The sequence below is a fragment of the Sinorhizobium sp. 7-81 genome, assembly GCF_030124405.1.
GTDB classification, from domain to species: Bacteria; Pseudomonadota; Alphaproteobacteria; order Rhizobiales; family Rhizobiaceae; genus Sinorhizobium; species Sinorhizobium psoraleae.
In genome coordinates this window covers 939631-961835 of record NZ_JASKLT010000001.1, presented here as the reverse complement: position 1 = coordinate 961835, position 22205 = coordinate 939631, and the positions used below count along the sequence as shown (strand labels likewise).

The following is a 22205-nucleotide window of genomic DNA, read 5'->3' as shown; positions in this document are numbered from 1 at the left end:
CGGGCGGCATCACTTGCCGGAATAGCCGGCGATCTTGGCGTCAAGCAGGCGCATTCCCTCTTCCACCTCATCGCGCACCCAGCGCTTGAAAGCCAGGGCGGCCTTGCTCTCGCGCCGGGATGGCGAGCGCACGAAATAGTGGCCGAAGCCGGTTTTTGCCCGGATGTCGAAGGGCGCAACCAGACTGCCTTCAGTTACGGCAAAGCCTGCGAGCGTCTGCCAGGCGAGCATGACCCCCTGCCCGGCAATTGCCGCGTCAAGCACGAGCGAGGCCTCGTTGAAGGTGTGGCGCACCGTCATCTGCGAACCCGAAAGGCCAGCCTCCTTGAACCACACTTCCCATGTGAACATCGAGTGACCGTCGATCACCGCCGGAAGCTTTAGAATATCTGCAGGCAAACGCAGATCCGCGGCCATGCTCGGCGAACAAACAGGGAAGATCTCCTGCTCCAGCAGGAGTTCGGCATGGACACCCGGCCAGTCACCGGCGCCGACGCGGATGCCGACATCGACGTCGGAAGTGTCCAGATTGACGAGCGTCGTCGTCGCGTCGATCCTCAGCCGGATATCCGGATGCCGCTCGGCAAAGCGGTTCAACCGATAAACCAGCCACCGGGCGGCGAAGACCGGGGCCACGGAGATCGTCAACACCGATTCATCGCGTCGCCGCGCCGATGCTACCGCCTCGGCAAGCTCTCCGAAGGCGCTCGAAAGCCGTGCAAGGAACAGGCGCCCGAAATCCGTCGTGACGAGCCCGCGGGCGGTACGCTCGAAAAGCATGCGGCCGAGTTGCGCTTCCGTCTTGGCAATCTGCTGGCTGACGGCGCCAGCCGTGACGCCGAGTTCTGCCGCAGCGCTTGCGAGGGAGCCGAGGCGGCCAGCGGCTTCGACGGCACGCAGGCCGTTGAGGTGGACTGTGTTCAGTTCCTTCATGTAGTTTTTCTAAAACGAACAGCCGGCAATCTCAATTGAAATCCTGCCGTGACGAGCGGATGCTGGGCCCTATCGAAAGGGTGGTCCGCCATGCTGAAGATTCTAACGATGCTCAAGCGTACCTCGTTGACCCACGACGCTGCCGAGATGCCGCCCGACTGGCAGCGCGATCCGTTGCAGCACCCGGATCTCGCTCGCATGGAAGAGCGGGAGCTTGCCGATCTGCCGTTTCCGGGATGGCCCTGGCCACGGGCCGCGCCCGATCATTGCGATTGCGTCTGATCTGAGGATAGACTGTAGGACGGCGACTTCGATGCGCTTCGCGCAAGCGAGGTGATGCATGAGCGATGATCTCGAACGTTCTTTCGAACGTGTGCGGCGGCTGGCCGAGGCGGCGGGCCTGCCGGAAACGGCGGTCGGCACGTCCTACGGGACGCCGGCCCTCCTCGTCAAAGGCAAGAGTTTCGTGCGGATGAAGGACGCAGAGACGCTGGTGGTGATGTGCGCGCTCGATGAGAAGGAGATGCTGATGGAACTCGATCCATCCCTGTTCTTCGAGACCGATCACTACAAAGGCTGGCCGGCAATGCTGGTGAGACTCGCCGCAATCGACGACGAAACACTGACGCAACGGCTGATCGCGGCCTGGCGCGAAAAAGCGCCGGAGCGCCTCGCACGTCGCTTCGGCTCCCCGGCTCGTTGAAACGCTGAAACGCTCCAACTCCTTGAAACGCAAATGCGGACGGAAAACCGCTACACACTTTTCCTCGAATTGCTCTACGCCTGGACCGCAGCCAGCACCTTGGCGACAGCCGTTCGTGCGACCATGCGGTTGCGGTGGTCGAGCACCTTCGGGAAACGTTCCGGATCGACGCCATCCGCCTCCAGCCAGTTGGCGATGGTGAAGAGATAAGGATCTGCGATCGTATAATCCTCTCCCATGACGAAAGGGCCGGTGAACATGTCGCGTTCGATGAGCGCGAAGCAGTCGCCCATGTTTGATGCCACCTTCGCCTTCATCGCTTCATGCGCCGCCGGATCGTCTGCCCATCTGGCACCGCGTCGCGCATGCGCGTGCGCCACGTGCACGGTGGAGCAGAGATAGCTCAGGAAGGATTGCAGCCGTGCGAACGCGAACGGTTCGTCAAGCGGCGCAAGGCGGCGGTCTGGAAAGCTCTGGGCGATATAGGCCAGGATGGCCGGGGTTTCGGTGAGCACGCCGCGGTCCGTCACCAAAGCCGGAACCCGCCCTTTCGGATTGATCGCAAGATATTCCGGCGTGGTTTGTTCGGCCTTCGCGAAATCGACGCGTCGCGCCTCATAGGCGGCGCCCACTTCCTCGAGGGCGATATGCGAAGCGAGCGAGCAGGTCCCCGGGGCGTAAAACAGTTTCAGCATCATTCTGCCTCCCATGATGGTGCGGCGGCCACAAAATTCGCCAGCAGAAGAAATGAAATTGCCGCGGTTGACAAGGTCCGGAACGGCCCGGCGGTCTATGAACCGCCGGGCCTTTCGGTCACGCGGCTATCGTCCCTGCACAGCCCGGCACGTCTTCGAGGCGGTCGTAGACCGGAATGCCGCGCTCGCGGGCGATGCGCACATCATTATCTGCGCCTTTGGACTCGCCCGGCAAGCGCAGGACGGCGTCGCAGAGCGCAAGCAGCCGGCCGGCAACGGGATGAAAGATCTCCTCATAAAGATCGTCGCCCACCCGGCCTCCACCGGCCGCATGCCACACGGGCAAGGCAACCCACTCCCCGATCATCGGCACATGCCCAGCCCTGAAGAGGGCATAGGAGGGCTCCTCCAGACGCTTCAAGTTTTCCGCCATTTTCGATGGATCGTCCCCCGTCCCGGAGCGGTAGGGGCCGGCAATCAGAATTAGCATGACTCTCTCCATGTTTGCACGAAACTTCCAGATATTTCTGGAATTATCGCGAATATTCATGCAATCTCGTGAAGAATCAAGGGGGAATCGATGCTGACAACACAGAGACGAGCGATGATTTCGACAAGGCTTGCCCGCGACGGGCAAGTCGTTGCCAAGGCGCTCGCCGACGAACTCGGGCTTTCGGAAGACACCATCCGTCGCGACCTCAGGGAAATGGCGGCCGAGGGTCTGTTGAAGCGGGTTCACGGCGGCGCCCTGCCGCTGACGCCGCCGCTTCCGGATTTCGCCGCCCGCCAGGCGATCGCCAGCGACCTCAAGTGCCGGCTCGGACGACGGGCGGCGGACCTCGTCAAGCCTGGGCAAACCGTCTTTCTCGACGGCGGCACGAGCAATGCGGAACTCGCTCGCGCCTTGCCGCGCGACTTGCGGTCGACCATCGTCACGCACAGTCCGACGATCGCCGCCGAACTCGAAAAACACGACGCCGAGGTGATCCTGATCGGCGGCAGACTCTATAAACATTCCATGGTGGCGACGGGGGCGGCGGCGGTCGCCGCAATCGAACAGATCCGCGTCGACATCTTCTTCCTCGGGGTCACCGCCATCCATCCGGCGCATGGGCTTTCGACCGGAGACTACGAAGAAGCGGCGATAAAACGGGCAATCGCCCGGCAGTCCGCAGAAACCTATGTGCTCGCGACGCCGGAGAAATTCGGCGCAGCCTCCCCTCACCGCATCATGAGCGTCAGCGAACTCGCCGGCCTCGTCGTGCCGGCGGACATGGCAGCCGAGCCCCTGTCGCCCTATGGCGACGGCTCCACCGCACTGATCATGGCGTAGAGGCTCACGCCCCAAACGCCTCCGTCACGCGCACGTCGCCGACATGCATGCCGTTCCAGTTGCGCATCGGGTGGTTGGCTTGCGCCATCAGCGCCGTGTGGATCTGCGGTTCATCGGCGAAGAACCGCGCAAGCGTCGCGGCAACCATCGCCTCGGCGGCGCGGGTCGTGCCGTCCTCGCATTTGAGCGCTATGCCGACCCCCTTCTCTGGAATTGCCGCGCAGAAGACGCCTTCGGCACCGGTCTTGGCAAAGATGCGGCCCGGCGCGGCCTTCATCAGCCGCGTGCAGGCACGCTTGGTGCCGGCAACGTAGAAGGGTTCGGCCATGCAAGCCTCGACCAGACGCTTGGACGCGCGCGACCGCTCCGCCGCAAGCCCCACCCCTGTCGCCATTTTGGCGAAGCCGTGGGCGAGCCCCTTCAGGGGTACGGCATAGGTGGGGATCGAGCAGCCATCGACCCCGCAATTGTCGCGCGCAAGGATTGCCCCCGTAAGACTTTCCATGACACCGCGGATTTCCTGCTGGATCGGATGGTCGTAGCCGACATAGCCACGGACTGCCGTGCCGGAATGGCAGCAGGCGCAGACGAAGCCGGCGTGCTTGCCGGAGCAATTGTTGTGCAGGGCGCTCGGCGCCTCGATCGAACGCGCCTGCGCGATCAAGGTCTTCTGGTCGAAGGACCAGTGGGCGCCGCATTCCAGCGCATCGACGTCACGGCCAGCTGCCGCCAGCATTTCCGCCGCGAGCGCGACATGTTCCGGCTCGCCGGAATGCGAGGCACAGGCGAGCGCTAGCGCCTTGGCGTCGAACCGGTAGGCGTCCGCTGCACCGCTTTCCACCAGCGGCAGCGCCTGCATGGCCTTGCAGGCCGAACGCGGGAAGACGGCAGCATCCGTATCGCCCAACGAAAACACGGTGTTGCCGTCACCGTCGACAACGATCACCGTGCCGCGATGACGGCTTTCGACGAGATTTCCGCGGGTTACTTCGACCAGGACCGGATTAGACATGCTTGCCCTCAAAATTCCTCTTTCGCCCCTGCATTTATCAGGAATCCGATCGCTGGGAACCGGGGTGTGCGATGAAATTCATCCGCAGGCTGTTTGTCGCCTTTATGCTCATCTACCTGCTTCCGGCACTTGCCTCGGCCGGCTGGTGGTACATCAAGGACAGGCCGCAAAGCTGGCGGGAGGCGGATTGGTCATCTGCCGGTCTTCTCCCCAAACCGGCAGAAAGCCCGGAGGCGGCAGTCTATATCCTCTCGGCAACCACCGGCGGCATGAAGGGGGCCGTCGCCAGCCACGCGTGGATCGTCACCAAGGATGAAGGGGCCCAGGCCTATACCCGATACGAAAAGGTCGGCTGGGGCAAACCGGTCCGCAAGAATGCCTATCAGGCCGATGGCCGGTGGTATTCGAACGAGCCGCGCATCGTCGTCATGATCACGGGAGAGAAGGCGCAACGCCTGATTCCGAAGGTCGAGCGGGCCATTGCCGATTACCCCTACGCCTCGCCCGGCACCTACAGACTATGGCCCGGACCGAACTCGAACACCTTCGTCGCGCACGTGCTTCGTTCGGTGCCCGAGATTGGCGCGGTGCTACCGCCGAACGCGGTCGGCCGCGACTACTTGCCGAAGGGCAAGCTTTTCCACATCGATAGCGACGGCGGCGATCTGCACGCAACCCTCTACGGGCTGGCCGGCATTTCCGCCGGCTGGCGAAGTGGGCTGGAACTGCACTTCATGGGATTGGTGGCGGGCGTTGATATTGCACGGCCCGGGGTAAAAATCCCCGCGCTCGGCCGCTTCGGGATTTAGATCATTTCATTGTTTCATTGAAGCAATGAAATGATCTAACCCTTTGAAGCTGCGCAATTCCGGACGGAAAACCGTTACACACTTCGCTGAATTGCTCTGGAACGCTGCGCGAGAACTCTTGCAGAAATGGAAAAGGGCCGCCCGAGGCGACCCTTCCATGAGTTCTGGCCTAATGACGGCCGGGCCTCACAGGCCCAAGGAAGGCGGCAATCAAGCCGAGGGCTGCCTCGACTCCTTCACCTCTCCCATGCCTGTCACGAGGTTCGAAATCTCATTAGACATTGGACCACCTTCCTTTCTGTTCGTTGACGATGGCCCCAAGGTAGGTCATTCCCATCCGAATACAAGACCAACTATCGTCTTAGGGAGCGAAAGCACCGATGAGATCACCTGCTTTGGCACTCTTAGGATCGGCCCATCTTCATCACGATCTTGCCGATATGATCGCCTTCTTCCATCAGGCGGTGACCGTCGGCGACCCTTTCGAAGGGTAAGACCGCGTGGATGACCGGTGCCACCGCCCGCCCTTCCAGCAGTGGCCAGACCTTTGCCGCAAGCCCGTCGCGGATCGCCCGTTTTTCAGCGGGCGTGCGTGGGCGAAGCGCCGATCCCATGACATGCAGCCGCTTCGTCAGGATGGGTGCGATATTGGCGCTTTCCACGCGCGCCCCACTCAGGAAGGCGATGATCGACAGACGGCCGTCCTTCGCGAGCGAGCCGATATTGCGGTCGAAGTAGCGCCCGCCGACCATGTCGAGAACGACGTCGACCCCTCGCCCGCCGGTCTCTTCGAGCACGACGGCCTTGAAGTCTTCCTCACGATAGTTGATCGCTCGCTTGGCCCCCAGCGCCTCGCAGGCCCTGCACTTCTCGGCGTTGCCGGCGGTCACGAAAACCTCGGCGCCGAACGCTTTGGCGAGCTGGATTGCGGTCGTCCCGATGCCGCTCGATCCGCCATGGACGAGGATCGTTTCACCTGTCTTGAGGCCGGCCATGTCGAAGATATTGGCCCAGACGGTGAAGAAAGTCTCCGGCAGGGCGGCGGCCTTCGTCGCATCATAGCCCTTCGGCCAATGGAGCGCCTGCGTCGCCGGCACCGCGCAATATTCCGCATAGCCGCCGCCATTGGCGAGCGCGCAGACCTTGTCGCCGATCGAGAAACCGGTTGCCCCCTCGCCGAGAGCCACCACCTCGCCAGCCACCTCGAGACCGAGGATCGGGCTCGCGCCGGGCGGCGGCGGATAGTCGCCCTTACGCTGCAGCACGTCGGGCCGGTTGATGCCGGACGCCTCGACGCGGATCAGGATATCGCCGGCTTTGACGTCCGGCAGCGGTCCGCGTGCCAGGACCATGTTTTCCGGTCCACCCGGGTCCGGCAGGTCCACATAGGTCATTTCGGTCGGAAGGGTCATGAAGGCGTTCCTCGCAAAAGTGATTGCGCCTATACCTATCGCCCGCTCACAGTTCCGGAAACCCCGACATCGGCAGGCGAATAATCAATCGCCGTGAAGCAACTCAAAAACGAGGCCACTTTCGCTTTCCTTGGCGCGTGCTTTGATTTCAGCAATCCGCGCGCTGACCGTCTGGGTGTCCGATAGAATGAAGCCCTGCGGAAGCACGAGAACGGCGATCGAGCAACGCATCAGGGGAAAGTTCTTGCTTACTCCGTCGCGGCCATATCCGCTGATCCGTCCCTCGGCCTGGTGTTCCGCGGAATAGAGCTGCCGGACATCCGAGCGGAAATCCTCGGCGAGGCGCGTAAGGACGGAGCGGATTTCCTGATCGGTCCAGCCGCTGACGCCGACGAAGAAATCATCGCCGCCGACATGCCCCAGAAACTTCTCCTCGCCAATGAAGTGGCGTCTGAGCAGGGCGGCAAACAGCGTGATCGCCAGATCGCCCTTCTGAAAACCGTAGGTGTCGTTGAACGGCTTGAAGTCGTCGAAATCGCAATAGCAGAAGTAGCGCGTTTCGTCGCCGTCGAGGATCGCGTCCTGCACGTAGTCGCGGATCGCGCGGTTGCCCGGCAGGCCCGTCAGCGGGTTCTGCTCCTGCGCCATCTTCAACTGCTTCTCGTTGATGATCTTCAACAGCGACGAAGCGGAAAGAATCCCGGCGTAGCGCATGTTTTCAGTCAGGATCACACAGTCGCTGCCGTCCATGCCGGCGAAGATTTTCAGCATCTCGTCGGCAGGCGTATCGAGATCGGCGATCGGCGCCGGGCTGACGAAATGCGAAATGCGGCGCTGGTAGATGCGGTTCTTCAGCAGGTCCCGGCCGAAGGGATGATAGATCATCTCCTTGACGTGATACTCGTGCAGGATGCCGCGCGGCTCACCGTTGGCGTTCAGCACCGGAAAGAAAGGCTGGCGCGGATTGACCCGAAAAAGATCAAAGGCGGATTCGAGTTCGTCGCTCTCCCTCACGGCCGGAAGCTGTTCGATCTGCTTCCTGATGAGGATGCTGTCGAGCGTCGCGGAGGAGCGCCGCGCGGCACCGCTTAATTCCAGATGAGGGTAAGCCGGCTGCAGCTCGCTAAGATGGGTGGTCGGCCGGGCAATGAAATAGCCCTGCACCAGATCGCATCCGAGATCGCGACAGGCGAGGAACTCGGCCTCCGTCTCCACGCCCTCCGCAATCACCCGCGTTCCGAGCACGTGGGCCGTGTTGACCGTATGGCGAACGAGATGACGTTTGCGCGGGTCCCGCTCAATACCGGAGATGAAATGCCGATCGATCTTCACGTAGTCGACGGGCTGGTCGCAGAGCAATTTCAGCCCGTTGAAGCCTGCACCGAAATCGTCGATCGCGAGCTTGAAGCCGGCAAGCCGCAATTGCCGGACCAGCGCGGAAAAATCGGGCATCTTCCCACTGTCGAAGCGCTCCGAAAGCTCGAAGCAGAGGGAAGACGGCGCAATATTGGCGCGCTTCAGGTGGTTGACGAGGCGCTCGACGATATCGTCCTCGCCACCAACCAACCTCGAATCGAAATTCAGGAAAAGGGTCCGGGCCGAAAAATCGGGAATCGTCGCGAACGCGGCGACGGCGCGGCTGTTGATAAGATGTTCGAGTGCCAGAAGCTGGCCCACCTCCTCCGCCTTGTCCAGCAATTCGAGCGGCGAGGCAAAGCCCAGGCGCTGGAACCCGCGCATCAGCGATTCATAGCCGAAAACGGCACCGGTCGTCGCCTCGACGATCGGCTGGAAGGCGTTCTCGATGACAAGTTTGGCAAGCGTGACAATCTGCTCGTCGCCGAAGCGGCGAAGCGAGAGGATTTCGGCGGGGGCGACGGACATGCCGGCTCCAGGAACATACACGAACAAAGGCCGCGCCAGCATCAAGGGTAAGCGTCAACGAAACCTTTCGCGAGTGTGAAAGTTTCATGAAGCTTGGATGACAAGAGTGGCGGCTATCCTCGCACACGCCTCAAGGCCGCCGCGCATTGAAAATGCGATGGATTCTAGCCCTTGGCGAGAACGCCGAAAGCGATCAGCGCAAGGCCCTGCATCACGAGATCGACTGCGAGGAACAGCCCCAGGATCCACAGGCTGTTGACCGGCCATCCGGCAGCAATGACGAGGCCGGCAACCAGGGTGACGAGTCCGCCGATGACGATCCAGCCCCAGCCAGCGAGCGGCCTGAGCTTGAAGCCGACCCACAGGCGGGAGCAGCCGGCAACGAGCAATGCTACGGCCATCAGGAAGGTCAGGACCGAGGAGGCAAGAACGGGATTGATGAAAGCAAAGAGGCCAGCCGCCGCATAGCAGGCGCCACTCAAGACCCAATAGACGATGCTTTCCCAGCCTCTGACCTGAAACGCGTGCGCGAGGTTGAGCAGACCGCCGACGAGCATGATGGCGCCGACGTAGTAGACCGAAGCGACTGTCGCCATGAACAGATTGCCAAAAGCGATGCCGCCGCACATGATCAACAGCACGCCGAGCGCGACGAACCACGCCCATTTTCCGGCGACAGCCTCTCTACCGGCGGGATCGAACGCGTGGACCATTTTCAACCTCCAGTCATATCGGCAAGCATGAACGCCACCTCGTGATTGAGCCGGATTTCTCAGTAAAAAGAAAGAGAAAAAGCGACAAAATTTTTATTGATTGATGAGTCAATCAAAAATAAACTGAAGGCAGTCGAGGGAGTTTCGGATGCCGAAAATCGGGATGGAGCCTGTGCGGCGAAAGGCACTGGTGGACGCGGCGCTGCGCGTCATCGGCGACCAGGGCACGCTCTCGGTCACTATGTCGGATATCGCCAGAACCGCCGGCGTCTCGCCGGCGCTCGCGCACCACTACTTCGGCAGCAAGGACCAATTGTTGATCGCAACGATCCGCAGTCTTTTAGCGCAGTTGCGCGACGACGCGGTCGCTGCGCTCCAGGCGGCGAAGACGCCGCGCGAAAGGCTGAGTGCGTTGATCCGCGTGAGCTTCAGGGCTGAGCAGTTCGCGCCCGAGACGATCGCCGCCTGGCTCGCCTTTTATTCGGAGGCGCAACGTTCCGAGGATGTCCGCCGCCTCCTCGTCATCTATGCGCGCCGGCTGCGCTCCAATCTGCTGGCCAGCCTCAGGCCGCTCTCTACAGCCGATGACGCGGAGCGTATCGCCGAGGGCGCGGCTGCGATGATCGACGGGCTCTACATCCGGCAAAGTCTGAAATCGGCGCCGATCAGCATCGAAGCTTCGATCGCGCTCACGGAAGACTACGTGAATGCGCATTTGCGGGTGGGTGATGGTGAAAACTACCCCTCACCCTAGCCCTCTCCCCGCACGGGAGAGGAGACTTGGGCGCGCGCCATATCCTTCTCCCCGCGAGCGCGGAGAAGGTGGGGGCGCCGGATGAGGCGATCTCCGGTGTGACAACCGAAACGAACTGCAATTCAAACCTTCGAGGAACCGACGACGTGACTGCCGGAAAGCCGAATATCTTGATCATCATGGTCGACCAGCTGAACGGGAAGCTCTTTCCGGACGGCCCCGCCGACTTCCTGCACGCGCCAAACCTGAAGGCACTGGCCAAGCGCTCCGCCCGCTTCCGCAACAACTACACCTCGTCGCCGCTCTGCGCGCCGGCGCGCGCCTCGTTCATGGCCGGGCAGCTGCCGAGCCGCACCCGCGTCTATGACAACGCTGCCGAATACCAGTCTTCGATCCCGACCTATGCCCACCACCTGCGCCGGGCCGGCTATTACACCGCCCTTTCCGGCAAGATGCATTTCGTCGGGCCGGATCAGTTGCACGGCTTCGAAGAGCGCTTGACCACCGATATCTATCCGGCCGATTTCGGCTGGACGCCGGACTATCGCAAGCCCGGCGAGCGGATCGACTGGTGGTACCACAATCTCGGTTCCGTCACCGGCGCCGGGGTGGCGGAGATCACCAATCAGATGGAATATGACGACGAGGTGGCGTTTCTGGCGAACCAGAAGCTCTATCAGCTCTCCCGCGAGAACGACGACGAAAGCCGCCGCCCCTGGTGCCTCACCGTCTCCTTTACCCATCCTCACGACCCCTATGTCGCACGGCGCAAATTCTGGGATCTTTACGAGAATTGCGAGCACCTGCTGCCGGAGATCGGCGCGCTTCCCTTCGATCGGCAGGATCCGCATTCGCAGCGCATCATGCATTCCTGCGACTACGAGAACTTCGCGCTTACCGAGGAGAATGTCCGCCAGTCACGCCGCGCCTATTTCGCCAATATCTCCTATCTCGACGAAAAAGTGGGAGAGCTCATCGATACGCTGTCGCGGACGAGAATGCTCGACGATACAGTCATCCTCTTCTGTTCCGACCACGGCGACATGCTCGGTGAACGCGGCCTATGGTTCAAGATGAACTTCTTCGAAGGCTCCGCGCGCGTGCCGCTGATGATCGCCGGACCGGGGCTTACACCCGGCCTGCATCTGACGGCCACCTCCAACCTCGACGTGACGCCGACGCTTGCCGAACTCGCGGGCATCTCGCTGGAGGAGGTAAAGCCCTGGACGGACGGCATCAGCCTTCTGCCGATGGTGGACGGCACGGAGCGCACAGAGGCGGTGCTGATGGAATATGCGGCGGAAGCCTCCTACGCGCCGCTCGTCTGCATTCGCGAAGGAAAGTGGAAATATATCCACTGCACCCTCGATCCGGACCAGCTTTACGACCTCGAAAGCGACCCACTGGAACTCACCAACCTGGCGGAAAATCCGCGCAACTCTGTCGATGCGGCAACGCTCGCCGCCTTCCGCGACATGCGCGTCGCCCACTGGGACATGGACGCCTTCGACGCGGCCGTGCGCGAAAGCCAGGCCCGGCGCTGGGTGGTCTACGAGGCGCTCAGGAACGGCGCCTACTATCCTTGGGACCACCAGCCGCTGCAGAAGGCATCCGAGCGCTACATGCGCAACCATATGAACCTCGACAATCTCGAGGAATCCAAACGCTACCCGCGAGGAGAATGACATGAGAGCCCAACCGAAAGCCTCGCACTTCATCGACGGGGAATATGTCGAGGACGCCGCCGGCTCGGTGATCGAGAGCATCTATCCAGCGACCGGCGAGGTGATCGCCCGGCTTCATGCCGCGACGCCCGCGATCGTCGAAAAGGCGATCGCCGCCGCGAAACGGGCACAGCCGGAATGGGCGGCGATGAGCCCGACGGCGCGCGGCCGCATCCTGAAACGCGCCGCGGAAATCATGCGCGAGCGCAACCGCGAGCTTTCCGAACTGGAAACGCTCGACACCGGCAAGCCGATCCAGGAAACGATCGTCGCCGACCCGACTTCCGGCGCCGACAGCTTCGAGTTCTTCGGCGGCGTCGCGGCGGCGGCGCTCAACGGCGACTACATCCCGCTTGGCGGCGATTTCGCCTATACCAAGCGGGTGCCGCTCGGCGTCTGCGTCGGCATCGGCGCCTGGAACTATCCGCAGCAGATTGCCTGCTGGAAGGGCGCGCCGGCACTCGCCGCCGGTAACGCCATGGTCTTCAAACCGTCGGAAAACACACCCCTCGGAGCGCTGAAGATCGCCGAAATCCTGCACGGAGCGGGACTGCCGAAGGGCCTCTACAACGTCATTCAGGGCGACCGGTCGACTGGTCCGCTGCTCGTCAACCACCCCGATGTCGCCAAGGTATCGCTGACCGGCTCTGTGCCGACGGGCCGCAAGATCTACGAGGCAGCCGCAGCCGGGCTTCGCCATGTGACGATGGAACTCGGCGGCAAGTCGCCGTTGATCGTCTTCGACGATGCCGATCTCGAAAGCGCGATCGGCGGCGCCATGCTCGGCAATTTCTATTCGACGGGCCAAGTCTGCTCCAACGGCACCCGCGTGTTCGTGCAGCGGAAGGTCAAGGACGCCTTTCTGGCGCGGCTCAAGGAACGCACGGAAGCGATCGTCATCGGCGACCCCATGGACGAGGCGACGCAGCTTGGCCCCATGGTTTCGAAAGGACAGCGCGACAAGGTCTTCTCCTACATCGAGAAGGGCAAGGCGGAAGGCGCGCGGCTCGTGACCGGCGGCGGCATTCCGAACGCCGTCAACACCGAGGGCACCTATATCCAGCCGACCGTATTTGCCGACGTCACCGACGAGATGACGATCGCGCGCGAGGAGATCTTCGGGCCGGTCATGTGCGTGCTCGATTTCGACGACGAAGCGGAGGTCGTGGCCCGCGCGAACGCGACCGAATTCGGCCTTTCCGCCGGCGTCTTCACGGCCGACATCACCCGGGCGCACAGGGTGGTCGACCAGCTCGAGGCCGGCACGCTCTGGATCAACACCTACAATCTCTGCCCAGTCGAGATCCCCTTCGGCGGCTCGAAGCAATCGGGCTTCGGGCGGGAAAATTCGGTCGCGGCGTTGAACCACTATACAGAGCTCAAGACCGTCTATGTCGGCATGGGGAAGGTCGAGGCGCCGTACTGACAACATTTGCCCCTCACCCTAACCCTCACCCCGCATGCGGGGAGAGGGGACTGGGAGCGCCGTGAGCTTCCACGCGAGCGGCAGAGGAGGCTTGAGCGGGCGCCGCGAGTGCCTTCTCCCCGCAAGCGGGGAGAAGGTGGCGGCAGCCGGACCAGGGGCATCCGAATAAAGAAAGTAGCGAGAATGCAGGCAGATTTCGTCATCATCGGTTCCGGCTCCGCAGGCTCGGCCATGGCCTATCGCCTGTCGGAAGACGGCAAGCATTCGGTCATCGTGCTGGAGTTCGGCGGCTCGGACGTGGGCCCCTTCATCCAGATGCCGGCGGCTCTTGCCTGGCCGATGAGCATGAATCGCTACAATTGGGGCTATCTGTCCGAGCCGGAGCCGAACCTCAACAACCGGCGCATCACCGCGCCGCGCGGCAAGGTAATCGGCGGCTCTTCCTCGATCAACGGCATGGTCTATGTGCGCGGGCACGCGGAGGACTTCAACCGCTGGGAAGAACTCGGCGCCCAAGGCTGGGCCTATGCCGACGTGCTTCCCTATTTCAAGCGGATGGAACATTCGCATGGCGGCGAAGACGGCTGGCGCGGCACCAACGGGCCGCTGCATGTGCAGCGTGGCAGCGTTCGGAACCCGCTCTTTCACGCCTTCATCCAAGCGGGAAAGCAGGCAGGGTTCGAACTCACCGACGACTATAACGGCTCGAAGCAGGAAGGCTTCGGCCTGATGGAGCAGACGACTTGGCAAGGCCGACGCTGGTCCGCCGCTTCCGCCTATCTGAAGCCGGCGCTGAAGCGCCCGAATGTCCAACTGATCCGCTGCCTTGCCCACAAGATCGTGATCGAGAACGGCCGCGCAACCGGTGTCGAGATCGAGCGCAACGGCCGGACCGAGGTTGTGAAGGCCAATCGCGAGGTGATCGTGTCCGCCTCCTCCTTCAACTCGCCGAAGCTGTTGATGCTCTCCGGCATCGGACCGGCGGCGCATCTGAAGGAGATGGGTGTCGAGGTGAAGGCCGACCGCCCGGGCGTCGGCCAGAACCTTCAGGATCACATGGAGTTCTACTTCCAGCAGGTAAGCACCAAACCGGTTTCGCTTTATTCCTGGCTGCCGTGGTTCTGGCAGGGCGTCGCCGGCGCGCAGTGGCTGCTCTTCAAGAGGGGCCTTGGTGTTTCCAACCAGTTCGAGGCTTGCGCCTTCCTGCGCTCGGCGCCCGGCGTCAAGCAGCCCGATATCCAGTATCACTTCCTGCCGGTGGCAATCAGCTACGACGGCAAGGCGGCGGCCAACACGCACGGCTTCCAGGTCCATGTCGGCTACAATCTCTCGAAGTCGCGCGGCAGCGTCGCCCTTCGCTCGTCCGACCCGAAGGCTGATCCGGTGATCCGCTTCAACTATATGAGCCACCCCGAGGACTGGGAAAAATTCCGCCACTGCGTGCGACTGACGCGCGAGATCTTCGGCCAGAAGGCTTTCGACCAATATCGCGGGCCGGAAATCCAGCCGGGCGACAAGATCCAGACCGACGACGAGATCGACGCCTTCCTGCGCGAGCATCTCGAAAGCGCCTACCATCCTTGCGGCACCTGCAAGATGGGCGCCAAGGACGACCCGATGGCGGTGGTGGATCCGGAAACGCGAGTGATCGGCGTCGAGGGTTTGCGCGTCGCTGACTCCTCGATCTTCCCCCACGTCACATATGGCAACCTCAATGGTCCCTCGATCATGACCGGCGAGAAGGCGGCCGACCACATCCTCGGCAAGCAACCCCTCGCCCGCTCGAACCAGGAACCCTGGATCAATCCGCGCTGGGCGATCAGCGATCGGTAGGGCGGAAAGCGGGTGTGGGCAACGCCCTCGGTAGCTCTGAGATTCTACAGGCGCGACACCCGGTTGGTCGCAGCGATCCATCAGGTCCGGTCTCGCTCTGCGATCATTCCGAAAGGAAACCGATCCAGCGGCCGGCAAGAACCGCTCCGGTCCAGATCGCCATGGAAAGCAGGGCCGAAAGGCGGACTCTCCAGGAGAGCGGTCCGCCTTTGACGGCGGCGCGCCATTGCGGCGTCAGATGCAACAGAACCGCGTTGACGACGCCGAGTGCCAGCAACGTGATCTTTGTCAGGAAGGCGGGGTTGCCGGCATATTCAAGGGGGCGGACGCTGAAGAGGCAGAAGCCCGTGACCATGGCGAGGACTATGCCGGTTGCCGCGGCGCGCGAAAGATACGGGCCGATCGCCGGGATCGGCACCTTGCCGAAAAACCCGATCAGGCGCAGGTCGAGCGGCAGGATCGCGCCGACGATTATCCCGATCGACAGAATATGGGCCGCGTTCACGAAGAGGTAGAGGAGCGCGGAGCGCCGTATCGCCACCGCGAAAGGCAGGGCGCCGATCCACTCCAACGCCTCCGCCCCGCTCGTCAATTCGTCTGTATCCGTTCCGGATAGAGGTCGTAGGCCTTGCCGGCGACGGTGATCCGGACAGCCTTCATCCTCTTCTCATTGCGATCGAGCGAACGGTTGCCGAGGGCCACCACCGGATCGCCGACGTTCGCCACGCCCTCGACAAAGCCCGAGCGTTCGGTCTGGCGCGGATTGGCGAGTTCGACCCGCCAGACGCCGTCATTCTCCGTCTCGACGTCTAGCGTTGGATGCGGCGGGGCCATGGAAATCTCCCGGATCGTTCCGGAAAGCTCGATCTGATCGGCCTCCGCCCAGGACCAGCCGTGGTGCGCGTAGGCGCCTGTGACGAGAAGCAATCCGAGGACACCTCCACCGAGCATACGAGCGGAAAAGGACCTTGCCATTTCTGCCATCTCCTGTCTCCTTCGATGCGCCAAAACGATCAGGGTGAACGTGGAGCACCTGAAGCGAAAGGATAGGGCATTCAACAATTCTTGAATGGTGATGCCCTCGTTGTCGATGGTGGAGGGCTTGGACCGCCTGCAGCAAACGAAAGGGCATGCACGCTTGCCAGGGCACAGAAATAATCCATCAAATTACTAGGTTTTCTTAGAACTTTATGGATCAGAGAGATATTTGCTCTGATCCTTGAGCAATAGAAATCCGTTTTTCTGTCATTTGTCACAAACGGCTGCGATATTCCGTGCAAATTGCAACGGGATTTAGCCATGACCACGCAGACCCTCGAAGCCGAAGCGAAAGCCCTGAGCGAAGCGCTCGCGGGCCTCGATCTTGCCGGACGCCTGGCGCTGGTCGCCGATCTTGAAGGCAGAGCCGTCTTCACGACGTCGCTCGGCATCGAGGACCAGGTCATCACGGCCGCGATCGGCACGGATCAGCTCGATATCGACGTTGCGACACTGAAGACCGGCCGCCTCTTCAACGAGACCGTCGCGCTTATCGACAAGACCGAGGAAACCTACGGGATCCTGATCAAGCGTTTCTACCCCGAAAAGGCCGACATTGATGCCTATGTGGCTGAGTATGGCGTGAACGGCTTCTACGAAAGCGTGGAAGCAAGACATGCCTGTTGCGGCGTGCGCAAGCTGAAACCGCTTGCGCGTGCGCTCGAGGGGGCAAGCTACTGGATCACCGGCCTTCGCCGTGGTCAGTCAGGCAACCGGGCCGCTACGCCGTTTGCCGAAGCGGACCTCGAACGCGGCCTCATCAAGATCAATCCGCTGGCGGACTGGGATATCGAGACGATCCGCGCCCACGTCGCGACCAATGCCATTCCCGTTAACCCGCTCCACGCCCGCGGCTATCCGTCGATCGGTTGCGAGCCCTGCACCCGTGCGATAAAGCCCGGCGAGCCCGAGCGCGCCGGACGCTGGTGGTGGGAGAACGACGAGAAGCGCGAATGCGGCCTGCACGTGCCGGAAGCGGCCTCCTCTATCATTCCCAGCGCCAGCAATGCTGCCTGAAAGCGGCCGGCGCACCGAGAGACACGTATCCTCCCCGGAGTTCGAAATGCCCCATAACCATCCGGAAACGGAACTGCATAATCCGCAGAGCGCGAAGCCGCCGCTCGACCCGCATCTGAAGGCACTTGAAAACGAAGCGATCCACATTTTCCGTGAGGTTGCCGCCGAATTCGAGCGTCCGGTCATGCTCTATTCGATCGGCAAGGATTCGTCCGTGCTCCTGCATCTGGCGCGCAAGGCCTTCTATCCCGGCCGCGTCCCCTTTCCGCTGCTTCATGTCGACACCGGCTGGAAGTTCCGGGAGATGATCGCGTTTCGCGACGAGATCGTCGAAAAATACGATCTCGACCTGGTCGTTCACACCAACCCGCGCGGGGCAGCAGAGAACGTAACTCCCTTCTCGCACGGCTCGGCGCTCTACACCGACATCATGAAAACCGAAGCGCTGCGCCAGGCGCTTGACGCCGGCCAATACGATGCCGCCTTCGGCGGCGCACGCCGCGACGAGGAAGCAAGCCGCGCCAAGGAACGCATCTATTCGTTCCGCACGCCGGACCACCGCTGGGATCCGCGCAACCAGCGCCCCGAGCTCTGGAACATCTACAACGGCATGGTCCGCAAGGGCGAGAGCGTGCGCGCCTTCCCGCTCTCCAACTGGACCGAGGTCGACATCTGGCGCTACATCCAAGCGGAAGAGATCCCGATCGTGCCGCTCTATTTTGCGAAGAAGCGTCCGATCGTCGAGCGTGACGGCATGATGATCCTTGCCGAAGATCCGCGTCTCGAATTTCTCCCGGGTGAATTTAAGCGCGAGGAAGTGATCCGCTTCCGCACGCTCGGCTGTTTCCCGCTGACGGGAGCCATCCGCTCCGGTGCCACCACGCTCGACGACATCATTTCCGAACTTGAAACCGCGACCGTCTCCGAACGACAGGGACGCGCCATCGACCGGGACCAGTCCGGCTCGATGGAAAAGAAAAAACGCGAGGGATATTTCTGATGACCGCACCCGCAATCGCGAACGCCGCGCTGGACGAAGCAACCACCGTCGCGGCCTTTCCGGCGCAGGAGCCGGTGCGCGCCACGCGCGATTCCCGTCCGCTTCGCCTTATCACCTGCGGCAGCGTCGATGACGGCAAATCGACGCTGATCGGCCGGTTGCTTTGGGACACGAAGGCGGTCAAGGAAGACCAGGCCGCCACGCTCGAGCGCGATTCCAGCGGCAAGCAGAACGATCTCGGCTTGCCCGATTTCGCGCTGCTTCTGGACGGGCTGCAGGCCGAGCGCGAACAGGGCATCACCATCGACGTCGCCTACCGCTATTTCTCGACCGACAAGCGCTCCTTCATCGTTGCTGACACGCCCGGCCACGAACAATACACCCGCAACATGGCGACCGGCGCTTCGACTGCCGATCTCGCCGTGCTCTTGGTCGACGCCCGCGTCGGCCTCCTGGAACAAACCCGGCGTCACGCAACGATCGCGACGCTGATGGGCATCCGCCAGTTCGTGCTCGCCGTCAACAAGATCGACCTCACCGATTATGACCGTAGCCGCTTCGAGCAGATCTCGCACGAGTTCAAGGAACTCGCCTTGTCGCTCGGCGTGCGGCAGGTCACCGCGATCCCGGTTTCGGCACTCAAGGGCGAGAACGTCGTCTATGACGGCCGCGCCTCCATGCCCTGGTACGATGGCCCGACGCTGATCGAGGTCCTTGAGCTTGCGACAACGCGCTCTGCACAGACGGTCGGCTTCCGCCTGCCGGTGCAGCGAGTCTCGCGCCCGGGCGAGAGCTTCCGCGGCTATCAGGGTACCGTCGCCGGCGGCTCGGTGAAGCCCGGCGATTCCGTCGTCATCCTGCCGTCCGGCATGGTTGCCAACGTCACGAAGATCGTCACCTTCGATCTCGTGCGCAATGCCGCCGTTGCGGGCGACGCGATCACGCTCGTGCTCGACCGTCAGGTGGACGTTTCCCGCGGCGACGTGATCGCCGCGATCGACAGCCAGCCGATGACCGGGCTCGCCTTCGACGCCCAGCTTGTCGCGCTCCAGCCGGAAGGCATCCAGCCCGGCAAGCGTTACTGGCTGAAATCCGGCAGCCGCCGCCAGCGCGTGCAAGTGCAGCCCGCAAGCCAGCTCGATCTCAAGACCGGCAAGTGGAACCAGACGCAAGAGCTGCCGATGAACGCGATCGGCAAGGTTCACCTGGCCTTCGATGAACAGGCGATTTTCGACGCTTATGAACAGAACCGTACCACCGGCGCCTTCATCCTGATCGACCCGGACACCAACAACACGGTCGCCGGCGGCATGATCACTGCCAAACGCGCGGCGCTCGGTGGCATTCATGCGGAGGAGAGCCGGGTTATCCTGTCGCTGCCGGCAGACCTCGCCGATCAACTGATGGCAACGGAACTTTTTGCCAGCCGGCGTGAAGACGCGGAAATCCGCCGCGTCAATGCCGGCAAGGCGGCGGAAATCATCGATTCGATCGACGGCTGATCGGCAACTTTGTCGAAGCTGGAAAGGGGGCCGCTCGGCCCCTTTTTCATTTGTCCATGCCATTCGGTCGGCGGCGGCCGTCTCGCCTCGCTTCACTCTTCCAAACCGACGCTCCCGCCCTAGCTTTTCGCCAGGCATAGCAAGGAGACGCAGCCATGCTTGGCAACAATGGGAAGGAAACGCCCGATGGGGGCTTCGACGGCCGCACTATGACGATCGAAGGATTTGCGCGGAAATACCGCATGGACGAGGACGAAGCCAGCCGTCTCGAAGACGAATTCGACCCTGCCGCACCGGAAGTGGACCTGCTGAGAGCGGCAAGACGCAATGGACTTCCTGAGGAGTAAGGGAGCAGTCTGCGCCCGCAAATCGTCAGGCGGGCCGCTCGATCGGGGCAAGTTGCATCGTCAGCGGCGGCGGGTCGCCGTTGCGCCAGAGCTGGTAGCCGACGACGCTGCCGAGAATGGCGGACCAGATAGCGATCTCGCGCAGTGTGAAAATTGGTTCCTTCAACATCACAGCCTCACCGGAATGCGTTTGCCGTGAGACAGTCCGCCTCGGCAGGGCGCCGTCAGGCCGCGCCGCCCAAGAGGGTGCGATACGTCGTTCGCTCGGCTCGTCGGCGGCAAAATAGCTCGATAAGTGATTGATTTGGCTGGTCGGAGTGGCGTGATTCGAACACGCGACCCCCACGTCCCGAACGTGGTGCGCTACCAGACTGCGCTACACTCCGTGACCAGCGGCGCCTCTATAGAACAGCATTTTCGATTTCACAAGCGCCTATCTCAAAAAGAATGCAGCCTGGCGCAAAAATTCAATCGGTGGAAACCCATTGGCGCCCCTCGGCTGGAGCGGCAATAGGGCGTTTCTGCAACGCTTAATATTTTCCTGAATCCCGGCGGCCAGGGCGGATTTTCTTTCGCGTCTTTTAGCGCTAGAGGCTCAGCGGAAAGCTAGGAAAACCGGGGGATACGGGCTTCCGCGCCGCAGATTTCAGAACGAGACTCAAAGGGACAAAAAACATGAACTTCCGCATGACGACGGTCGCCGGCCTTGTGCTGGCCCTTGCCGGCTGCACGACGACTTCAGGGGTGGCAAAAAACGCCGTCGAGACCCGGTGGCTGGGCAAGCCCGCTGGTATCTTCTTCGCCCAGTTCGGCCCGCCGATTGCCGACGTCGAAACCGGTGACGACACCGTCTATAGCTGGAAGGGCGGCTACAAGACCCGCAAGATCCCGGCCGAGTATGAAAAGACAGCCGACGGCAAACGCGGCAAGCGCATCTCCGCCGCCCGTACCGAATATCTGAGCTGTTCCGTCCAGCTCACCGTCTCTTCCGACTACGTCATCCGCTCGATCCGCCTCGTCGGCGACCGCAAGCGCGCCAACGGCCCAAGCTGGTGCGAGGAATTTCTGGGTGGGGCGAAGGCGGAGTGAGAACCCTCACCGTACACCGACTATGGAACCCGTCCGCGAAAGCAGGCGGGTTTTTCGTGTGGGCTGCAGCGATCCACAGTATGGCATCCAAACAAGATGCCTCGGTTCTGGCAAACGGTCAGCCCGGATGCTTGTGGATCGGATCCACCCAGTAGATCTCCTCCGGCTTCTCGACCGGATCGATATCGGTGATGTTAACGACGACGGCCTCGTTATCGGACCGCACCAGCACGCATTCGAGCGGATGTTCAGGATCCGCATTGATTTCCTGGTGCGGCACGTATGGCGGCACGTAGATGAAGTCCCCCGGGCCTGCCTCCGCGACATATTCCAGCCTGTCGCCCCAGCGCATTCGCGCCTTGCCGCGGACGACGAAGATCACGCTTTCGAGCGGCCCGTGGTGATGCACGCCGGTCTTGGCATTGGGCTCGATCGCGACGGTTCCGGCCCAGATCTTCTGGGCGCCGACACGCGCATGATTGATGGCTGCCTGCCGGTACATGCCGGGCGTCTGGGCGGTATTGCCGTCCAATTGATCACCTTTGATGACGCGGACACCGTTGTGTTTCCACCGGTCCTCGCCGTGCTTGTCGTCACGATCATGGTCGTGGTGATGGTGGTGGTCCGACATTCTCCGTCTCCATTCTTCCGGTATGGCTAGCGCAGGCGACTCGGCACGAGATGATAGTTATGAGCAGTCCCGTGTCTGCCAGATGCGACGAACACGCCGGGACCGGTCCGGCAGACATTAGCAACATGACCGTTGAGCACAACCTGCGACGACTCCCGCTCGGCCTCTTGAACTCTGCGGGCAGCGTGACAGGGCAATCAGCGAACAACAACAGGCTGGCATTCCGCTCAACGCACCGTTTGGCCGATTTGACCACCAGCGTCAAAAAAAGAGCCTGCCGTGGGAGGAGCTGCGACAGGCCTCGACCATGTGTTGGTCGAATCAAATACGGTAACCATGATCTCGATCTT

24 protein-coding genes and 1 tRNA gene are annotated in these 22205 nt (G+C 62.2%); 13 read left to right on the top strand and 12 right to left on the bottom strand.

Annotation, left to right across the window (positions count from 1 at the left end; translation table 11 throughout):
- Nucleotides 1–9: 9 nt before the first annotated feature.
- Nucleotides 10–933: a LysR substrate-binding domain-containing protein gene (locus tag QN224_RS04615; protein WP_283975712.1), complete on the bottom strand. Its 924-nt coding sequence runs from the start codon at nucleotides 931–933 to the stop codon at nucleotides 10–12.
- A 90-nt stretch (nucleotides 934–1023) separates the two neighbouring features.
- On the opposite strand from QN224_RS04615, the gene QN224_RS04610 reads away from it, so the two are divergent.
- Complete coding sequence (locus QN224_RS04610; protein WP_283975711.1) at nucleotides 1024–1215, top strand: hypothetical protein; 192 nt, start codon at nucleotides 1024–1026, stop codon at nucleotides 1213–1215.
- A 58-nt stretch (nucleotides 1216–1273) separates the two neighbouring features.
- A complete protein-coding gene (locus tag QN224_RS04605) occupies nucleotides 1274–1636 on the top strand; it encodes an MmcQ/YjbR family DNA-binding protein (RefSeq protein WP_283975710.1) in 363 nt (120 codons plus the stop codon).
- A gap of 74 nt (nucleotides 1637–1710) precedes the next feature.
- On the opposite strand, the gene QN224_RS04600 is transcribed toward QN224_RS04605, so the two are convergent.
- Nucleotides 1711–2331 carry a glutathione S-transferase family protein gene (locus QN224_RS04600; RefSeq protein WP_283975709.1) on the bottom strand — a complete coding sequence of 207 codons (621 nt, stop codon included), beginning with the start codon at nucleotides 2329–2331 and terminating at the stop codon, nucleotides 1711–1713.
- 118 nt (nucleotides 2332–2449) lie between these two features.
- Nucleotides 2450–2821, bottom strand: a complete 372-nt coding sequence (locus tag QN224_RS04595; protein ID WP_283975708.1) for a DUF4406 domain-containing protein — start codon at nucleotides 2819–2821, stop codon at nucleotides 2450–2452.
- A gap of 90 nt (nucleotides 2822–2911) precedes the next feature.
- Here QN224_RS04595 and QN224_RS04590 point away from each other — a divergent pair, with 90 nt between their 5' ends.
- Complete coding sequence (locus QN224_RS04590) at nucleotides 2912–3664, top strand: DeoR/GlpR family DNA-binding transcription regulator (RefSeq protein ID WP_283975707.1); 753 nt, start codon at nucleotides 2912–2914, stop codon at nucleotides 3662–3664.
- 4 nt (nucleotides 3665–3668) lie between these two features.
- On the opposite strand, the gene QN224_RS04585 is transcribed toward QN224_RS04590, so the two are convergent.
- Complete coding sequence (locus tag QN224_RS04585; protein ID WP_283975706.1) at nucleotides 3669–4676, bottom strand: asparaginase; 1008 nt, start codon at nucleotides 4674–4676, stop codon at nucleotides 3669–3671.
- 71 nt (nucleotides 4677–4747) lie between these two features.
- Between QN224_RS04585 and QN224_RS04580 the strand changes: the two genes are divergently transcribed.
- Nucleotides 4748–5485 carry a DUF3750 domain-containing protein gene (locus QN224_RS04580; protein ID WP_283975705.1) on the top strand — a complete coding sequence of 246 codons (738 nt, stop codon included), beginning with the start codon at nucleotides 4748–4750 and terminating at the stop codon, nucleotides 5483–5485.
- A gap of 404 nt (nucleotides 5486–5889) precedes the next feature.
- On the opposite strand, the gene QN224_RS04575 is transcribed toward QN224_RS04580, so the two are convergent.
- The 3 genes from QN224_RS04575 to QN224_RS04565 form a co-directional block, all read right to left on the bottom strand.
- Nucleotides 5890–6897: an NAD(P)H-quinone oxidoreductase gene (locus QN224_RS04575; RefSeq protein ID WP_283975704.1), complete on the bottom strand. Its 1008-nt coding sequence runs from the start codon at nucleotides 6895–6897 to the stop codon at nucleotides 5890–5892.
- Between the two features lie 84 nt (nucleotides 6898–6981).
- Complete coding sequence (locus QN224_RS04570) at nucleotides 6982–8781, bottom strand: EAL domain-containing protein (protein ID WP_283975703.1); 1800 nt, start codon at nucleotides 8779–8781, stop codon at nucleotides 6982–6984.
- 164 nt (nucleotides 8782–8945) lie between these two features.
- Nucleotides 8946–9494 carry an HdeD family acid-resistance protein gene (locus QN224_RS04565; protein WP_173510553.1) on the bottom strand — a complete coding sequence of 183 codons (549 nt, stop codon included), beginning with the start codon at nucleotides 9492–9494 and terminating at the stop codon, nucleotides 8946–8948.
- 148 nt (nucleotides 9495–9642) lie between these two features.
- Here QN224_RS04565 and betI point away from each other — a divergent pair, with 148 nt between their 5' ends.
- From betI to betA, 4 genes are all read left to right on the top strand, one after another.
- Entirely contained in the window at nucleotides 9643–10248 is a 606-nt protein-coding gene (gene betI / locus QN224_RS04560) for a transcriptional regulator BetI (protein ID WP_283975702.1), read from the top strand.
- Nucleotides 10249–10394: 146 nt separating this feature from the next.
- The gene (gene betC, locus QN224_RS04555) at nucleotides 10395–11933 is read left to right on the top strand and encodes a choline-sulfatase (protein ID WP_283976094.1); all 1539 of its coding nucleotides are present in this window, start codon (nucleotides 10395–10397) and stop codon (nucleotides 11931–11933) included.
- A gap of 1 nt (nucleotide 11934) precedes the next feature.
- Nucleotides 11935–13398, top strand: a complete 1464-nt coding sequence (gene betB / locus QN224_RS04550; protein ID WP_283975701.1) for a betaine-aldehyde dehydrogenase — start codon at nucleotides 11935–11937, stop codon at nucleotides 13396–13398.
- A 183-nt stretch (nucleotides 13399–13581) separates the two neighbouring features.
- Nucleotides 13582–15231, top strand: coding sequence for a choline dehydrogenase (betA, locus tag QN224_RS04545; protein ID WP_283975700.1), 1650 nt, complete (start codon nucleotides 13582–13584; stop codon nucleotides 15229–15231).
- A 103-nt stretch (nucleotides 15232–15334) separates the two neighbouring features.
- Here betA and QN224_RS04540 read toward each other — a convergent pair whose 3' ends face one another.
- Nucleotides 15335–15823, bottom strand: coding sequence for a DUF6644 family protein (locus QN224_RS04540; RefSeq protein ID WP_283975699.1), 489 nt, complete (start codon nucleotides 15821–15823; stop codon nucleotides 15335–15337).
- The gene (locus tag QN224_RS04535) at nucleotides 15820–16206 is read right to left on the bottom strand and encodes a DUF6152 family protein (protein ID WP_283976093.1); all 387 of its coding nucleotides are present in this window, start codon (nucleotides 16204–16206) and stop codon (nucleotides 15820–15822) included. Before QN224_RS04535 ends, QN224_RS04540 begins: the two co-directional genes overlap by 4 nt.
- 324 nt (nucleotides 16207–16530) lie before the next feature.
- Here QN224_RS04535 and QN224_RS04530 point away from each other — a divergent pair, with 324 nt between their 5' ends.
- From QN224_RS04530 to QN224_RS04515, 4 genes are all read left to right on the top strand, one after another.
- The gene (locus QN224_RS04530) at nucleotides 16531–17286 is read left to right on the top strand and encodes a phosphoadenylyl-sulfate reductase (RefSeq protein WP_283975698.1); all 756 of its coding nucleotides are present in this window, start codon (nucleotides 16531–16533) and stop codon (nucleotides 17284–17286) included.
- Between the two features lie 46 nt (nucleotides 17287–17332).
- Entirely contained in the window at nucleotides 17333–18286 is a 954-nt protein-coding gene (cysD, locus tag QN224_RS04525; RefSeq protein ID WP_283975697.1) for a sulfate adenylyltransferase subunit CysD, read from the top strand.
- The gene (gene cysN, locus QN224_RS04520) at nucleotides 18286–19788 is read left to right on the top strand and encodes a sulfate adenylyltransferase subunit CysN (RefSeq protein WP_283975696.1); all 1503 of its coding nucleotides are present in this window, start codon (nucleotides 18286–18288) and stop codon (nucleotides 19786–19788) included. The genes cysD and cysN overlap by 1 nt, the downstream gene beginning before the upstream one ends.
- Before the next feature lie 155 nt (nucleotides 19789–19943).
- A complete protein-coding gene (locus tag QN224_RS04515; RefSeq protein ID WP_283975695.1) occupies nucleotides 19944–20135 on the top strand; it encodes a hypothetical protein in 192 nt (63 codons plus the stop codon).
- A gap of 25 nt (nucleotides 20136–20160) precedes the next feature.
- On the opposite strand, the gene QN224_RS04510 is transcribed toward QN224_RS04515, so the two are convergent.
- Together QN224_RS04510 and QN224_RS04505 are read right to left on the bottom strand one after the other, a co-directional pair.
- Nucleotides 20161–20304 carry a hypothetical protein gene (locus QN224_RS04510; protein WP_283975694.1) on the bottom strand — a complete coding sequence of 48 codons (144 nt, stop codon included), beginning with the start codon at nucleotides 20302–20304 and terminating at the stop codon, nucleotides 20161–20163.
- A 140-nt stretch (nucleotides 20305–20444) separates the two neighbouring features.
- Nucleotides 20445–20521, bottom strand: a tRNA-Pro gene (locus QN224_RS04505).
- 289 nt (nucleotides 20522–20810) lie between these two features.
- Here QN224_RS04505 and QN224_RS04500 point away from each other — a divergent pair.
- Nucleotides 20811–21224 (top strand): hypothetical protein, encoded by a 414-nt coding sequence (locus tag QN224_RS04500; protein ID WP_283975693.1) that lies wholly within the window; start codon nucleotides 20811–20813, stop codon nucleotides 21222–21224.
- Between the two features lie 118 nt (nucleotides 21225–21342).
- On the opposite strand, the gene QN224_RS04495 is transcribed toward QN224_RS04500, so the two are convergent.
- Nucleotides 21343–21855: a cupin domain-containing protein gene (locus QN224_RS04495; protein ID WP_283975692.1), complete on the bottom strand. Its 513-nt coding sequence runs from the start codon at nucleotides 21853–21855 to the stop codon at nucleotides 21343–21345.
- Nucleotides 21856–22205 lie beyond the last annotated feature (350 nt).

Coding starts and splice junctions, on each gene's coding strand:
- betI (WP_283975702.1), top strand. CDS start 9,643: ATGCCGAAAATCGGGATGGAGCCTGTGCGGCGAAAGGCACTGGTGGAC.
- QN224_RS04570 (WP_283975703.1), bottom strand. CDS start 8,781: ATGTCCGTCGCCCCCGCCGAAATCCTCTCGCTTCGCCGCTTCGGCGAC.
- QN224_RS04610 (WP_283975711.1), top strand. CDS start 1,024: ATGCTGAAGATTCTAACGATGCTCAAGCGTACCTCGTTGACCCACGAC.
- QN224_RS04605 (WP_283975710.1), top strand. CDS start 1,274: ATGAGCGATGATCTCGAACGTTCTTTCGAACGTGTGCGGCGGCTGGCC.
- QN224_RS04510 (WP_283975694.1), bottom strand. CDS start 20,304: ATGTTGAAGGAACCAATTTTCACACTGCGCGAGATCGCTATCTGGTCC.
- QN224_RS04585 (WP_283975706.1), bottom strand. CDS start 4,676: ATGTCTAATCCGGTCCTGGTCGAAGTAACCCGCGGAAATCTCGTCGAA.
- QN224_RS04530 (WP_283975698.1), top strand. CDS start 16,531: ATGACCACGCAGACCCTCGAAGCCGAAGCGAAAGCCCTGAGCGAAGCG.
- QN224_RS04600 (WP_283975709.1), bottom strand. CDS start 2,331: ATGCTGAAACTGTTTTACGCCCCGGGGACCTGCTCGCTCGCTTCGCAT.
- QN224_RS04535 (WP_283976093.1), bottom strand. CDS start 16,206: ATGGCAAGGTCCTTTTCCGCTCGTATGCTCGGTGGAGGTGTCCTCGGA.
- cysN (WP_283975696.1), top strand. CDS start 18,286: ATGACCGCACCCGCAATCGCGAACGCCGCGCTGGACGAAGCAACCACC.
- QN224_RS04500 (WP_283975693.1), top strand. CDS start 20,811: ATGAACTTCCGCATGACGACGGTCGCCGGCCTTGTGCTGGCCCTTGCC.
- QN224_RS04580 (WP_283975705.1), top strand. CDS start 4,748: ATGAAATTCATCCGCAGGCTGTTTGTCGCCTTTATGCTCATCTACCTG.
- QN224_RS04565 (WP_173510553.1), bottom strand. CDS start 9,494: ATGGTCCACGCGTTCGATCCCGCCGGTAGAGAGGCTGTCGCCGGAAAA.
- QN224_RS04495 (WP_283975692.1), bottom strand. CDS start 21,855: ATGTCGGACCACCACCATCACCACGACCATGATCGTGACGACAAGCAC.
- QN224_RS04575 (WP_283975704.1), bottom strand. CDS start 6,897: ATGACCCTTCCGACCGAAATGACCTATGTGGACCTGCCGGACCCGGGT.
- QN224_RS04590 (WP_283975707.1), top strand. CDS start 2,912: ATGCTGACAACACAGAGACGAGCGATGATTTCGACAAGGCTTGCCCGC.
- QN224_RS04595 (WP_283975708.1), bottom strand. CDS start 2,821: ATGCTAATTCTGATTGCCGGCCCCTACCGCTCCGGGACGGGGGACGAT.
- cysD (WP_283975697.1), top strand. CDS start 17,333: ATGCCCCATAACCATCCGGAAACGGAACTGCATAATCCGCAGAGCGCG.
- betA (WP_283975700.1), top strand. CDS start 13,582: ATGCAGGCAGATTTCGTCATCATCGGTTCCGGCTCCGCAGGCTCGGCC.
- QN224_RS04515 (WP_283975695.1), top strand. CDS start 19,944: ATGCTTGGCAACAATGGGAAGGAAACGCCCGATGGGGGCTTCGACGGC.
- QN224_RS04615 (WP_283975712.1), bottom strand. CDS start 933: ATGAAGGAACTGAACACAGTCCACCTCAACGGCCTGCGTGCCGTCGAA.
- betB (WP_283975701.1), top strand. CDS start 11,935: ATGAGAGCCCAACCGAAAGCCTCGCACTTCATCGACGGGGAATATGTC.